Source organism: Stenotrophomonas sp. P5_A9 (assembly GCF_056400525.1).
Genome location: NZ_JBFULC010000054.1, coordinates 1 through 13,678, shown reverse-complemented (window position 1 = coordinate 13,678; position 13,678 = coordinate 1). Strand labels below are relative to the sequence as shown.

The 13,678-nt window shown below is 67.4% G+C and carries 13 protein-coding genes; 6 read left to right on the top strand and 7 right to left on the bottom strand.

Going from position 1 to position 13,678, the window contains the following annotated elements; translation table 11 throughout:
- Window positions 1-52 precede the first annotated feature (52 nt).
- On the top strand, window positions 53-481 hold the full coding sequence (locus AC1DR7_RS15875) for a hypothetical protein (RefSeq protein WP_457320721.1): 429 nt from the start codon (window positions 53-55) through the stop codon (window positions 479-481).
- 6 nt (window positions 482-487) lie between these two features.
- Here the strand turns inward: AC1DR7_RS15875 and AC1DR7_RS15870 are convergent, their stop codons facing one another.
- The 5 genes from AC1DR7_RS15870 to AC1DR7_RS15850 all read right to left on the bottom strand — a co-directional run bounded on the left by AC1DR7_RS15870 (window position 488) and on the right by AC1DR7_RS15850 (window position 3,975).
- The gene (locus AC1DR7_RS15870) at window positions 488-814 is read right to left on the bottom strand and encodes a tetratricopeptide repeat protein (RefSeq protein WP_457320723.1); all 327 of its coding nucleotides are present in this window, start codon (window positions 812-814) and stop codon (window positions 488-490) included.
- A gap of 40 nt (window positions 815-854) precedes the next feature.
- Window positions 855-1,403, bottom strand: coding sequence for a flavin reductase family protein (locus AC1DR7_RS15865; RefSeq protein ID WP_478051335.1), 549 nt, complete (start codon window positions 1,401-1,403; stop codon window positions 855-857).
- Window positions 1,403-2,032, bottom strand: coding sequence for a superoxide dismutase (locus tag AC1DR7_RS15860; protein ID WP_457320731.1), 630 nt, complete (start codon window positions 2,030-2,032; stop codon window positions 1,403-1,405). Before AC1DR7_RS15860 ends, AC1DR7_RS15865 begins: the two co-directional genes overlap by 1 nt.
- Before the next feature lie 107 nt (window positions 2,033-2,139).
- Entirely contained in the window at window positions 2,140-3,270 is a 1,131-nt protein-coding gene (locus AC1DR7_RS15855; protein WP_457320727.1) for a catalase family protein, read from the bottom strand.
- A gap of 126 nt (window positions 3,271-3,396) precedes the next feature.
- The gene (locus tag AC1DR7_RS15850) at window positions 3,397-3,975 is read right to left on the bottom strand and encodes a hypothetical protein (protein ID WP_478051337.1); all 579 of its coding nucleotides are present in this window, start codon (window positions 3,973-3,975) and stop codon (window positions 3,397-3,399) included.
- Between the two features lie 142 nt (window positions 3,976-4,117).
- Here AC1DR7_RS15850 and AC1DR7_RS15845 point away from each other — a divergent pair, with 142 nt between their 5' ends.
- A complete protein-coding gene (locus AC1DR7_RS15845) occupies window positions 4,118-5,533 on the top strand; it encodes a cryptochrome/photolyase family protein (RefSeq protein WP_457321181.1) in 1,416 nt (471 codons plus the stop codon).
- A 136-nt stretch (window positions 5,534-5,669) separates the two neighbouring features.
- Complete coding sequence (locus AC1DR7_RS15840) at window positions 5,670-6,365, top strand: YiaD family glycine zipper/OmpA-like lipoprotein (protein WP_256774042.1); 696 nt, start codon at window positions 5,670-5,672, stop codon at window positions 6,363-6,365.
- 355 nt (window positions 6,366-6,720) lie between these two features.
- Here the strand turns inward: AC1DR7_RS15840 and AC1DR7_RS15835 are convergent, their stop codons facing one another.
- Window positions 6,721-9,765, bottom strand: coding sequence for a TonB-dependent receptor (locus AC1DR7_RS15835; protein ID WP_478051339.1), 3,045 nt, complete (start codon window positions 9,763-9,765; stop codon window positions 6,721-6,723).
- Between the two features lie 304 nt (window positions 9,766-10,069).
- Entirely contained in the window at window positions 10,070-11,092 is a 1,023-nt protein-coding gene (locus AC1DR7_RS15830; RefSeq protein WP_256774040.1) for a LysR family transcriptional regulator, read from the bottom strand.
- Window positions 11,093-11,233: 141 nt separating this feature from the next.
- Here AC1DR7_RS15830 and AC1DR7_RS15825 point away from each other — a divergent pair, with 141 nt between their 5' ends.
- The 3 genes from AC1DR7_RS15825 to AC1DR7_RS15815 all read left to right on the top strand — a co-directional run bounded on the left by AC1DR7_RS15825 (window position 11,234) and on the right by AC1DR7_RS15815 (window position 13,544).
- Window positions 11,234-11,461 carry a hypothetical protein gene (locus AC1DR7_RS15825; RefSeq protein WP_256774039.1) on the top strand — a complete coding sequence of 76 codons (228 nt, stop codon included), beginning with the start codon at window positions 11,234-11,236 and terminating at the stop codon, window positions 11,459-11,461.
- Window positions 11,458-12,231 (top strand): SDR family NAD(P)-dependent oxidoreductase, encoded by a 774-nt coding sequence (locus AC1DR7_RS15820; RefSeq protein ID WP_457319049.1) that lies wholly within the window; start codon window positions 11,458-11,460, stop codon window positions 12,229-12,231. Before AC1DR7_RS15825 ends, AC1DR7_RS15820 begins: the two co-directional genes overlap by 4 nt.
- A gap of 92 nt (window positions 12,232-12,323) precedes the next feature.
- Window positions 12,324-13,544: an efflux RND transporter periplasmic adaptor subunit gene (locus AC1DR7_RS15815; RefSeq protein WP_457319048.1), complete on the top strand. Its 1,221-nt coding sequence runs from the start codon at window positions 12,324-12,326 to the stop codon at window positions 13,542-13,544.
- The last annotated feature ends 134 nt before the right edge of the window (window positions 13,545-13,678 follow it).

Here is a 13,678-nt window from a genome sequence, read left to right as displayed (position 1 = left end):
CCGCGACGCGCGCGTTGTATGATCCGCGCTTGGGGCTCGGGGAAACGACGCAATGGCGAAGGCGCGCTGGGTAGAGGGGCTGGGGATCACCTTGCTGGTGCTGGAACTGCTGTTGCTGGCGGTGCCGGTCACCGTGCTGGATGGATTCGGCCTGCTGGTGTTGGCCTACCCGAACCCGCATCCCGACCACGCGCCGATGCTGATGGGGGTGGTGGTGGCCACGGTCGCGCTGATCGGTTTCTGGCGGCTGACCGTCGGCTTCCTGCTCGATGGCCTCAGCCTGAAGCGCGTCCCGGCCTGGGCGCGTTGGAGTGCCGGCAGCGGCGCGTTGCTGTGCCTGCTCGCCCTGCTGGTGGCCGCCATCTTCGACCGGTTTACCGCCTGGGCGCTGGTGGGTGTTTTCGGTCTGCCGGTGATGGTGCCGCTGTGTCATATGCTCGCCGTTTCCCGGGGCCAACCAACGCCACCGCCATTGCCGTGAGCGAGGTCAATCGCGCGCGGCGACGGCCTTGTCCGCACGGCGTTTGAACACCGTCATTTCCTTCTGCGCCTGTTTGTCGCCGTTGCGTTGGGCCACGTCGATACCCTGTTGCCAGGCCTGAGAGGCGGCATGCGCATCGCCGGCGGCCAGCCACGCCTTGCCCAGCAGCTTCCAGCCGGCGGAGTAACCGGGGTCCTGCGCCACGCAGTGGAGCAGGTGCGAGGTCGCCCCTGCCGGATCGCCGGCCTCGAGCAGGCCCTTGCCCAGGCTGAAACGCAGCAGTGCGTTGTCGCGTCCGCTGTCGAGCATGCGTTGCAGTGCAGCTAGGTCCATGGCGGTGCTTTCGTGTCGGGGAGGTGGGGGCAGGCCTGCTTCACGGCGTCCCCTGGCCATCGATGCGTGCATAGCGGCCGCGATGGTAGGCCAGCGCCTCGCCGGGCGCGGCCTCGAAATGCGCGACGCGCCCGACGATCAGCAGATGGTCGCCCAGCGCCACCGTGCGATGCACCGAGCACAGTAGCCAGCCCACCGCGTCGGGGACCCGGGGGGCGTCTCCGCTCAGATCCAGCAGGGCCATGTTGGCCGCGTCACGCCGCAGCAGCGGATCGGCGAAACGACGCGCAAGCGCCTCCTGCGCAGAGGACAATACGCTGATGCCGAACCATCGCGCTGCAGCGAATACCGGCAGGTCGGCCGAACGCGCGCCGATGCTCCACGCGACCAACGGCGGATCCAACGACAGCGAGGTAAACGAGTTGATCGTCATCGCCACCACCTGCCCCCGGATATCGCGTGCCGTGGCGATCGCCACGCCGGTCGGGTATTGCCCGCAGACGTGGCGAAGCGCGACCGTGTCGGGCCCGACGGCGCCGGAGGACGGTGCCGCCATGGCCTCCGCGTCGCGGACCGGACCCGGTTTCATCAGCGGCCGCCGGCGGCCTGGAAGCGGCGCGTCACTTCGGCCCAGTCGATCAGGTTGAAGAAGGCGGCGATGTAGTCCGGCCGACGGTTCTGGTAGTGCAGGTAATAGGCGTGCTCCCACACGTCCAGGCCCAGGATCGGCACGCCGCCGGACAGGTTGGCGTAAGCGCCCATCAGCGGGCTGTCCTGGTTGGGGCTGCTCTCGACCAGCAGCTTGCCGTCACGGCCGAGCGTCAGCCATGCCCAGCCGCTGCCGAAACGGGTCTGCGCCGCCTTGGTAAAGGCGTCTTTGAAGGCCTGGTAGCCGCCGAGGTCACGTTCGATGGCGGCCGCCAGCGCGCCCTGCGGCGTGCCGCCGTCGGTGCTGAGCACGGTCCAGAACAGGCTGTGGTTGGCATGCCCGCCGCCGTTGTTGCGCACGGCGTTGCGTACGCCTTCTGGCAGCGATGCGATGTCGGCAATCAGCTGCTCGATCGGCGTTGCCTTGATGCCTGCCTCGGCCAGCGCGGCGTTGAGATTGTTGACGTAGGCCTGGTGGTGGCGCGCGTGGTGGATTTCCATCGTCTGCGCATCGAAATGCGGCTCGAGGGCGTCGTAGGCGTAGGGCAGGGCGGGCAGGGTATAGGACATCGCAGACAACTCCGTGGAAAGAGCGGTCATGATCGGACCTGAAGCAAGGTTGAGGTCAAGCGCGTTGATGCGTTCGATTCATGATCCGACAGCGCGTGCGGCATGTTTCAACCGACCGTGCCCGACGGCTCATGGATCGGGCAGCGGTTGAACTGTGCGCGGAACTGCCGCGATGCGGCCATCACGATGCGGCGGGCACGGTTGAGGCTGCCCAGCGGACGGTGCGCCGCCAAGGCGTGCCACGGCGCAAACGCAAGGCCGTCTTCGCGCGCCTCGGCATCGGCGCTCCACGCCGGCTGCGCGCCGACCACCAGGCGTCCGACGGCCACGAACGGACTGAGCGCTTCGGGCCAGACCACCGAGGCGTCCTCGATGGGCATCTGTTCCAGATCACGGCACAGCTGCACCCGCAGCTCCCACTCGACCGGCGCATCGAGGCGCTCGAAGAAGCTGCAGATCGCCTCGCGCTGCGTATCGGCCGTCGATGCCAGCGGCTGACCGGTCAGCGCGAGCAGTGCGGGCGAGACCGGCACCCAGGAAAACTTGGCCATGTGCGGCCCATACAGGAACGGGACCTGGGTGAAGAACGTTTCGCCCAGTGGATGGTGCTGGGGTTCACCGCCCAGCGCCTTCAACGTCGCGCTTTGTCCGCCTACCGCTTCGAGCGCCGCTTCGGTGCCGCGCAGCGCGGCCGACAGCACCTGTTTGGTCCGCGGCATGCGTTCGGTGGTGGACGCCAGCAGCTTGGCCGAGCGCAGGAAGCCTTGGATGCCGGGCGTGCTGAAGGCCGGTCCGTTGACCATCAGGAAGTCCTGGCTGTGCTCCTCCTCGCCCCCCTCCACGCGCGCACCGGGGACGTCCAGCAGCTTCACTGCCATCGCGCGGGGCGTGGACACGGTATCGGGCAGTTGCTCGGCGGGCGGTGAGGACAGGCGCACCAGCGCCTGGTACGTACCGGCGGTGGCGAACAGGCCATGGGCGAGCTCGGCGGGGAGCCCATCGAGCACCTGGAAGCGGCCTGTCAGCAGGGCGTGGCCCTTGGCGTGCACCGCGCGGCGCGCATGGCCTTCATGCTCGGCCACGGTGCGGGCCATGCCGGTGAACACCGTCGCCAGCTCGGCGATGGTGTCCTCCTCGTCGTCCTGGCGATGTTCAATGTCGGGCGAATAGACAACAGCAGGCGCGAACGTGGCCATGGCAACGGCATCCTCGTGGGGCAGGTCAGGGAGCCGGCGCATGACATGACCGTGCTTACGCCTTGGCAACAGCCGGCTGGGGCGGGGCAGGGCACCACCTTGGCGGGTGCGGCGTGCAGGGTGGGTGCAGGGCGCATGGCGTCCGCGCGAAGACGCGGCGCGGTGCATTCACCACTCCAGCGCCTCGAAGAAGCGTTCGGCCGCGTTTTCCTGGCCCAGCACCGTGGCCAACGCGCCCAGCGCCGCGTCACGATGCGCCGGGCGCAGCGCGCCATCGTCGTCTTCCAGGTCGTCCCCGGCGTCGAGGTACACCGTACCGATGGCCGCGATGGCGGCGAGGAAGGTCGTCAGGTCCTGCGTCAGTACCGACGCCTCCCAGCGGCCCGCGCCATGGAACGCGAACAGGACCTGGCCGCTGTCGCGATCGAAGATGAAGGGGTCGGCATTCTGTTCGGCGATCACCAGCCAAGGGTCGCGCCAATCGGTCAGGCGCTCACCGCTGTTGCCTTGCCACCGATAGCCGGCCTGCAGGGACCACAGCCGATGCAGGGGCGGGAAACACACGTTGACGCCGGGGATGTCGATGCCGACCGGTCCCACGTTGGCATGCACGGTCTCGCCCCACGGGCCTATCTGCGCGTAGAAGGCCGCCAGCGGGGCGGGCAGCGGTAGCTCGCCACGCCACAGATCTGCCGGCTGGGCATGCAGCGGGCCGAAGCGGGCGAAGGATGCGTGCAGTGTGTGCATGGCCGATGTCGTTGCAGGGAAGGAGGCGAAGACTGGCCATCGCCTCGGGGAGGCACAACCGTATCCGCGCGGCGACGACCGGCACCGTCTTTCACGCGCGCTGGCTATCATGCGCCCTGTTTCCTCTCATTGGACGGTCGTCGTGTCGCTAGCGCTGGTGTGGTTCCGCCGAGATCTTCGTCTGCAGGACAACCCGGCCTTGCAGGCCGCGCTGGATGCTGGACACGTGCCGGTGCCGGTCTATATCCATGCGCCGCATGAGGAAGGCGATTGGGCGCCCGGTGGCGCGTCCAATGCCTGGCTGCACCGTTCGCTGGCCGCGCTCGATGCAGACCTGCGTGGCCGTGGCTCGTCGCTGGTGCTGTGTCGCGGCGACAGCCAGGCCGAACTTGAGCGGTTGATCGCCGCATCCGGTGCGGTGGCGGTGTACTGGAACCGCAAGTACGAACCGGCCACGCAGCCGCGCGATGCGAGGATCAAGCGCGACCTGCGCGAGCAGGGCATCGAGGCGCAGAGCCACAACGGCAGCCTGATGCTGGAGCCATGGGATATCACCACCCTGCAGGGTGGCCCGTACAAGGTGTTCACTCCGTACTGGCGCAACGCACTCACCCGCCTGCAGCTGCCCGCGCCGGTCCGTGCGCCGGCGTCGCTGCCGGCCCATCCGCTGCAGGGCGAGGCGCTCGATACGCTCGGCCTGGCGGCCACGTTGCCGTGGGATGCCGGGTTCTGGACGCACTGGCAGCCGGGCGAGGCGGGCGCGCAGGAGGCGTTGACGGTGTTCATCGACGGGGCGCTCAACGGCTATCGGCAGCAGCGTGACCTGCCCGACCGGGTGGGCACCTCGCTGCTGTCCCCGCATCTGCATTTCGGCGAGATTGCGCCGTGGCAGGTCGTGCATCAGTTGCAGCCGGCGCGCAGTGCCAGCCGCGACGCCGACATCGATGGCTACATCCGCGAACTGGGCTGGCGTGAATTCTCCCACCACCTGCTGCATCACTTCCCGCAGACCACCGACCACAACCTCAACCCGCGCTTCGACGGCTTCCGCTGGGCCGCGCCCAATGCGGGGCAGTTGCAGGCGTGGCAGCAGGGGCGCACGGGCATTCCGATCATCGATGCGGGTATGCGCGAGCTGTGGGCCACCGGCTACATGCACAACCGGGTACGCATGCTGGTGGCCAGTTTCCTGTGCAAGCACCTGCGCCAGCACTGGCGCGAGGGCGCGCGCTGGTTCTGGGACACGCTGGTGGATGCCGACCTGGCCAACAACACCATGGGCTGGCAGTGGGTGGCCGGCACCGGGGCGGATGCGGCGCCGTATTTCCGCATCTTCAATCCGGTGACCCAATCGGAGAAGTTCGATCCGCAGGCGCGTTACATCACCCGCTGGGTGCCCGAACTGGCTGCGTTGCCGTTGAAGGCGCGCTTTGCGCCCTGGCAGCATCCACACCTGCTGGCCGAACACGCACCGTCCTATCCGACGCTGCCGCTGGTCGATCTGGCCGCCGGGCGCGATGCGGCGCTGGCGGCGTACCGGCATACCGGCGGGGCATGAGCGGCGCCGGACAGGTCGGGTCAGAAACCTGAACGCGGGGGAGACGGCCGCACGTGTCGTCATGTCGGCATCGCGTCAGGCTGTTTATGCTCTTTCCCGCCCGCACGCCGATACACCGGTAACCAAGGAGAACATCATGATCCGACCCGCAACCCGTAACGTGGCCCTGGCCCTTATGACCGCCGCCGCTTTGTCGGCCTGCGCCACCGGCGGTTCGTACGTCCAGTCCGACCCCTACGGCAACCCGACCCAGCAGCAGAACAAGACCGGCCGCAATGCGCTGATCGGTACTGCCGTGGGCGTGGCCGCCGGTCTGCTCAGCGGCAACAGCGCTACCGAGCGCCGCCAGCACGCGATGATCGGTGCCGGTATCGGCGCGCTCAGTGGTGCGGCGATCGGCCAGTACCAGGATCGCCAGGAACGCGCGCTGCGCGAACGTACCGCCAACACCGGTATCGATGTGTCGCGTGATGGCGACAACCTGACCCTGAACCTGCCGGACGGCATCACCTTCGATTTCGGCAAATCCACGCTGAAGCCGCAGTTCTACGGCTCGCTCAACGGCGTGGCGAGCACGCTGGCCGAATACAACCAGACCATGATCGAAGTGGTCGGCCACACCGACAGCATTGGCAGCGACGCGGTCAACAATCGCCTGTCCAAGGAACGCGCCGACTCGGTCGCCGCCTACCTGACCGCCCAGGGCGTGCAGGGCGCGCGCATCGAAACCCTCGGCGCCGGCAAGGCGTATCCGATCGCCGACAACAGCACCGACGCAGGCCGCGCGCAGAACCGCCGCGTGGAGATCCGCGTGATTCCGCTGCGTCAGTAACATCTGGCGTTGCTGAGGCTCGGGCCACGTGCCGGAGCAAAAATGCCGCCTTTGTAGGCGGCATTTTTTTGTTTTTCTCCCATCGCTCCCGCAGGCACGGAACGCGCGCTACGACCTGTCAGACGCGGGGGTCGGGGGGCGGGCGCTGGGCCCCCATGCCCTTTCCGGCGACGCCCCCGGCCGCTACGGGGCCCTCACGCTCGCGACATGCCAGAGCGGAGACAGCACTTGATCCACACGGCGCCCAGGCGACCAAGCCACACGCATATCGCCGTGCGCCACGCGCCAAGGCCTTCGCAGAAGGACGCTCCCTCCATCGGGACAGGAGCGTCCTTTCTGTGGGGTGCCGACGCCCTCACCAGTCGTACTGCACCTGCAGCCGCGCATACCGCGGCGTGGTGTAGTAGCGCGCCTTGCCGTAGTTGAAGTAGTCGGTCACCGTCCCGGCGGAATTGACGTCGTAGCGCGCCTCATACACCTGCACCGGCTTGATCGAATTGAACAGGTTGATCACCGACAACTGCACGCTCAGCCCCGGCAGCGCGGCCGGCGAATACACCACGTTCGGGTTGACCGACATCGTCCACGGCGTGCGTCCACTGCTCCCCACCTTGGAAAGGTCGTCCATACCGACGTTGCAGGTGTGGAACACACCGCGATAGCCGAAGTCGGTATCGAAGGTGCCGTTGCCGCCGCCCAGGCAGCTGATCGGCGTCCCGGACTGCACCAGCAGATTCGCGCCCAGCTGCCACTGCGGGGTCAACTGGTAACTGCCGTACAGTTTGAAGCTGTGGCGACGATCATTGAACAGGTAGCCATCGGCGCCGTAGGACAGTTCCTTGAAGTCGAAGTCCGAGGTCGTGCCGGTGTCGTCCTGGCCGTTGGTGCTCTTCACCAGGCCTTCGTAGTTGCCGTACAGCTTGGCCCAGGTGTAGTTGACGCTGGCATACCAGCGTTCGGTCCGCTTCTCCGCCGACAGGCTCAGCGAGCGGTAGCTGCGCTTGGCCTTGGGGCCCAGTTCGCTGCCAGGAACAGTGATGGTGTCCGGCTTGCCGTCGCCATCGACATCAATGTCCAGGGTCAGGTCGCTGCCGGGATTGAAGATCCAGCAGCCGGGCAGGCCGCCCGGAACCTCCCATTCGCTGTCCCAATGCGAGACGTCGTAGCCGGCCGCCTTGGCCGCGTTGTACAACGATCGCGAATCGCAGGTGTCATCGATCACCTGATTGATCCGGCGCAGGGTGATCTTGGCGCCCAGCGTCCAGCCATCGACCCAATCGTTGGAGGAGCGCAGTTGCCGTTGAAAGCCGAGGATCGCCTCGTCCTGCGTGTAAGGCTTCAACCCGCGGGATGCGACCGCGCGCGGATCGGGCGTGCTGCCGTCGGCGCCGTTGACTACGCTGTCGGCGCTGCCGTTGCGATACGAGCCGGTGATGTTGGGCTTGCCGGTGACCGGGTCGTAGCCGTCGTAGGTGTAGTAATCCATCGTGTAGTACGACGCGGTAGCCGCGCGCAGTGCCACGTTGGCGGCGATGGGCAGCGAGTAGCGGCCAAGCGATGCGTACAGCTTACTGTCGCCGTCGCCGGTGGGATCCCACGAAAGGCCCAGCCGCGGCTGCCAGATATTGGACTGCTTGACGAACGTCGCGCCGCTGCCGTTGCGGTTGTCGAACGAATCATTGCGCAGCCCGGCGTACAGCATCAGCCGGTCGGTGACCTGCCAATGGTCTTCCAGGTACCACGACGCCTGCTTGACGCCGATGCGGCCACCGGTGCGGAAATCGATGCGCTGTGCGTAGTTGGCGTAGAGGTTCCAGTAGGCGCCGCTGGAATAGGCGGTGCCCTGCACCGAGGTCCAGTCCTCCTTGCTGTAGCCGCCGCCGAGCTGATGGTTGCCCAGCTGCCAGACCAGGTCGGCCTGGGTGTTGCTGCGCTCGTTGCTGCCCGCACGCAGGCCGAGCTGGCTGTTGACCGCGCAGCCCACCTGCTTGCCCAGTACGCGGTCGACCACGTAAGGGCAGTCGCCGTCGGCGGCGTTGATGTCGCCATCGTAGTCGCCACGCTGTCCGTCCGGGCTGATCGTGTACTCGCCGTTGGTATTGCGCATGCGCCCGTGCTGCAGGCTGGCGGTAACATCATCGCCGAGCTGGCTGGTCCACTTGAACACGTTGGTGGTGCCGCCGGAGCGGCCTTCCAGGCGCCCTCGGTAGTCGCCCTTGTCTACTGCCGCACCAGGCTGGTCGCTGGCGTACTCGGTGTCGTAATAGTCGTAACGGTAGCGGCGGCGATTGTCGAAACCGGTGTATTCCAGGTGGTTGCGGTCGTTGAGGTACCAGTCGAGTTTCAGCAGCCAGTAGGGATCGCGCGCGCGGTAGTCCTGTGCAGACGCCGCCAGCGACGTGGGCGGCACGGGGGTGTCCGGATCGCGCGCGCTGCGCGGGTTGCTCGACGAACGTCCGCCGAAGGCGGTTTTGTCCGATCGGGTCAGGCTGCCMAGCGCGAACACGAACAGCTTGTCCTCGATCAACGGGCCGCCGGCCCAGGCGCTGAACACATCGCTGGACTGGCGGTTGTTGTCGTACGAACGCAGGATGCTGCCATCGGTGCGAAGCGTATCGGGCGCATTTTCGCGCAGGGCGTCCGGTGCCGTGGTCCAGCTGACCCCGCCTTTCCAGGTGTTGGTGCCGCGCTTGACGTTGACGCTGGTGACCCCGCCAGTGGAAAACCCGTAACGCGCGCCATAGCCGCCGGTCTGCACATCCAGTTGGTCGATGGCCTGGAAGGGCACTTCGGCGAAGGACAGGCTGTCGAACAGGTTGGTGACGTTGAAGCCGTTGATGTAGTAACTGTTCTCGGCCGCCGATGCACCGCCGAACGAGGCCGGCCCGAAGAAGCTGCTGCTGGCTACCGTACCCGGGGTGAGCAGCGAGATGCTGGTGACATCGCGCGCAACCGGCAGCGTGTTGAGCTGTTCGGCGGTAAAGGTGGTGCGGGTCTCCACACTGCCGAGGTCGATCGGTGCCACGCTGCTGGCACGCACGTTCACCGCTTCCAGCGTGGCGGCCTTGGCGAAATCGGCCTGGGTGGTCTGCCCGGCGACCACGGTTACCTGGCGTTGATCGGTGGTGCCGTCGGTGCGGGTGATGCGGACGTCATACTGTCCGGTCGGCAAGGCCGGCAGGCGGAACCTGCCGTCGGCGCTGATGCGGGCGTCACGGGAGGTGCCGGCCTCCAGGCTGCGGATCTGGACGCTGCCGCCGGCGGCATCGGGGACATGCCCGAGGATGTCCCCGACCGTGCTCTGGGCCAACGCGGGCAGCGGCGTCAACATCGCCATCAGCAGGAGGGACAGGGTGGTCTTGCGCGGTTGGATCCTGCACGTACGGAACGGGTGATGCATGTCTTCCCCTCCAGTGCGTCCGGCCGGGGTGGCCGGGTCGAGTGGGGCGGACGCTAGTCCTCGGGCGCGGACGAAAAAACGCGTGGCGTCGCCAGGACGTTGCTTAACGTGACGCGGCGCAGAAATAACGCCGTCCCACGCATCGAGACGTGACCGGGTTCGCTCATAAACCTTCTGCATCATTGCGAAGGGTGAAAAACAGGATCGTGCCGTTAGCGACAATCCGCGCGTCGTCGCGGACGAAAAAACGCCGCCCGGAGGCGGCGTTGTCAGGTAGGGAGGCCGTGTTCGGCTACGCCGTCGGTCAGCCTGCGGTGACCGTCTCCAGGATCCGCTTGCCGGTGGCCTGCAGTTCGTCTTCGGCCTGCGCGTTGTGCTGTTTGGCGTACTTGGCGTTGGGACACTGCGCCAGCATGTAGTTGGCGTCGAAGTCGAGCTTGGCGACCAGGAAATCGACGAAGGCGCGCACCTTCGGCGAGACCAGCCGGCCGCCGGCGAACACCGCGTTGAAGTCCACCTCCGGTCCGGTCCAGCCGGCCAGCACGCGCCGCACCATGCCCGATTCGACGAAGGGTTTTGCCATCACATCACCGGTCAGCAGCAGGCCTTCGCCGCACACCAGCGCGCCGTTCAACGCCGAGGGGTCATTGGCGACCAGCAGCGGATTGACCGGGAAATCGCGCAGGTCACCACCGTTTTCGCCCAGCTGCCAGAAGAACCGGTTGTTGTTGAGGTTGCGTGCCTTGCGCATCGCCAGGATGCGATGGAACTGCAGCTCGTCCGGATGCAGCGGCTCGCCATAGCGTTCGATGTAGGCCGGGCTGGCGAACACCTGCGTGCGCAGGCTGCCAAGCTTGCGCGCCACCAGGTTGGAGTCGGGCAGGGTGCCCACGCGCAAGGCAAGGTCGGCTTCGCCGGCGATCAGGTCCAGCTTCTCGTTGCCCAGGTGCATGTCCAGCTGGATTTCCGGATATTGCGCATGGAATTCGCCCAGCAGCGGTGCGATCCAGGTGATGCCGATCGAGTAGGGCACGGTGAAACGCAGCCAGCCACGTGGGCCGGACTGCAGCTGGTTGACCGCGCCTTCGGCTTCTTCCAGCTCGCGTGCGATGCGCTGGCAATGCTCGTGGTAGACCGACCCGGCCTCGGTCAGGCCCAGCCGGCGGGTGGTCCGGTGCAGCAGGCGCGCGCCAAGCCGCGTTTCCAGTTCCTGCACCTTGCGGCTGACGGTGGTCTTGGGCAGGCCAAGTGCAGTGGCCGCGGCGATGAAACTGCCTTGCTCGACCACTTTGACGAAGATCAGCGTGTCGTTGAGATCGTGTGCCATGACGGGGTCCGAAGTCGGGGAGGGGTAGGTTGCCCGATAGATTGTGCCGGGAACGGGATGATTATTCCCCTTAATCCGGACTAATCAAGTAGCAATTTGAGGACTAATCTGGCGCCATTCCCGAAACGAAGGACGTCAACCATGTGGTTGCGGAACATTCTTGGCCGCGTGCTCAGCGGCCGCAAGGCCCCGCTGGAACTGGCGATGACCGTAGAGAGGCGCCCCTCCGGCTTCTCCCACAAGGCTTTCCGTGAGTTCACCCCACCGGCCAACCTGCAGCGCGGCGGCAGTCTGCAGCTCGGCGCCCGCCATGGCGACCGACTGGGCCGGATTGGGATTATCCCGGCGGCGGGAGTGAAAGTCCCATGAGTGGGACGCTGGCCCCCGAGGTCCTGGTCTTGGGCGGCACCGGGAGTGTCGGCCAGGGCATCGTGGCTGCGCTGCTGGAGGCCGGCAGCCCGGTTCTGGTAGTCAGCCGCGACCCCGCTCGGCTGGCCGCCCTGCAGGAACAGTTCGCCGACGAGCCCGGGCTGGAAACCCTGCTCGGCTCCCTCGGCGACGACGGCTCGGCCCGCACCGTGGCCGAGCGCATCGGCACGCGGCGCCGCAGGCTGGCGGCCGTGGTCGATGCGATGGGCGGCCCGTACAACCGCGGCCGGGTGACCGACCGCAGCGGCGATGCCCTGTTGCAGGCGTTGCAGGCCGACGTGATGCCGCACGTCCACGCTGGCCGCCACCTGCTGCCGCTGCTGCGCGGTGGCGCACACACCCTGCGTTACGTGCTGGTCGGCGGCCCGGCCGGCTTCAAGCCGTGGGCCGGGCATGGCGAGTCGTCCATCACCATGTCCACCACGCGCATGTACGCGCAGGTGCTGCACCAGGAAGCGCAGGCGCTGGGCGTACGCGCGCAGATGCTGGAAGTGTGCAGCCCGGTGTGCACGCCCACCAACGCGGCCAACGCCTGCATCGAATGGCCCAGCGCCCTGCTGGTCGGGCGCCGGCTGGTGTCGTTGCTGGACAACTGTACGGATAACCGCGCCATCGTCCGCTGCGACGCCCGCGATGCCGAACTGCCGCGGGGCCTGCTGCACCTGGATTGGCCTCCCCCACCGCTGCGCAACGTCGCCGGTACCGCTTGACCTCTACCAAGGTTCAGGTCCCAGGCTACGCCACCCACGTCGCCCCGCGCTCAGATTTCCTATCACCACCCCCCTCCGTACGGATGCATGTCATGACCTCCCAGATTTCCACCCCCTCCCGTATCACCCGACGGCTGGCCATGGCCGGCGTGTCGATCCTCGCCGCGGCCGTGCTGGCCGCCTGCAGTGGCGGCCACGCCGAAGAAGCGGGCATGCCGCCGCCGCCCTCGGTCAGTGCCGCGCCGGTGCTGATCAAGCCGGTCAGTCAGTGGGATGACTTCAGCGGCCGCGTCGAAGCGGTGCAGAGCGTGGAGCTGCGTCCGCGCGTGTCCGGCTATATCGACAAGGTCAATTACGTCGAGGGCGAGGAAGTGAAGAAGGGCGATGTGCTGTTCACCATCGACGCCCGCAGCTACCAGGCCGAGTACGACCGCGCCCGCGCCGAACTTGCCCGCGCCCGCACCCAGTCCACGCTGGCCCGCAGCGAGTCCGAGCGCGCCAAGAAGCTGTCCGACCAGCAGGCCATCTCCACCGAAACCTGGGAACAGCGCCGCGCCGCGGCCGACCAGGCCGGGGCCAGCGTGCAGGCCGCGCAGGCCGCGCTGGATGCGGCGGCCCTGAACCTGGAATTCACCAGGGTGCGTGCCCCGATCAACGGCCGCGCCGGTCGCGCGATGGTCACCGCCGGCAACCTGGTCACCGCCGGCGACAGCGCCAGCGTGCTGACCACGCTGGTCTCGCTGGACAAGGTGTTCGTGTACTTCGATGCCGACGAAGGCACCTTCCTGCGCTACGCGCAGATGGCCCGCAAGGGCGAGCGCCCGAGCGAGCGCGACAGCGACCTGCCGGTCAAGGTCGGCCTGTCCGGCGAAGAGGGCTACCCGCACGAAGGCAAGGTCGACTTCCTGGACAACCAGGTCACCCGCAGCACCGGCACCATCCGTGTCCGCGCGCTGCTGGACAACGCCGACCGCACCTTCACCCCGGGCCTGTTCGCCCGCGTACAGCTGCTCGGCAGCGGCCAGTTCCAGGCCATGCTGATCGACGAGAAGGCCGTGCTCACCGACCAGGACCGCAAGTACGTGTACGTGGTCGACAAGGAAGGCAAGGCGCAGCGCCAGGACATCACCCTGGGCCGCAACGCCGACGGGCTGCGCATCGTGCAGCAGGGCCTGAAGGCCGGCGACCGGGTGATCATCGACGGCGTGCAGAAGGTCTTCATGCCCGGCATGCCGGTGCAGGCCAAGGTCGTTGCCATGCAGCCGGTTGCCGCGCCGGCTGCGCCTGCGACGGCACCCGTTGCATTGAATTAAAGGCAGCCGACTGACAGTCGGCTCTACCGTCATGTAGCAGCCGACCCCACCGTCGGCTCTACCGTGTCTGCCATCGCCCCGTGCAGGGGAGCCCGCCACCGCTGTCGCCCGCGACAGCGGCCGGAGTCGTGCAC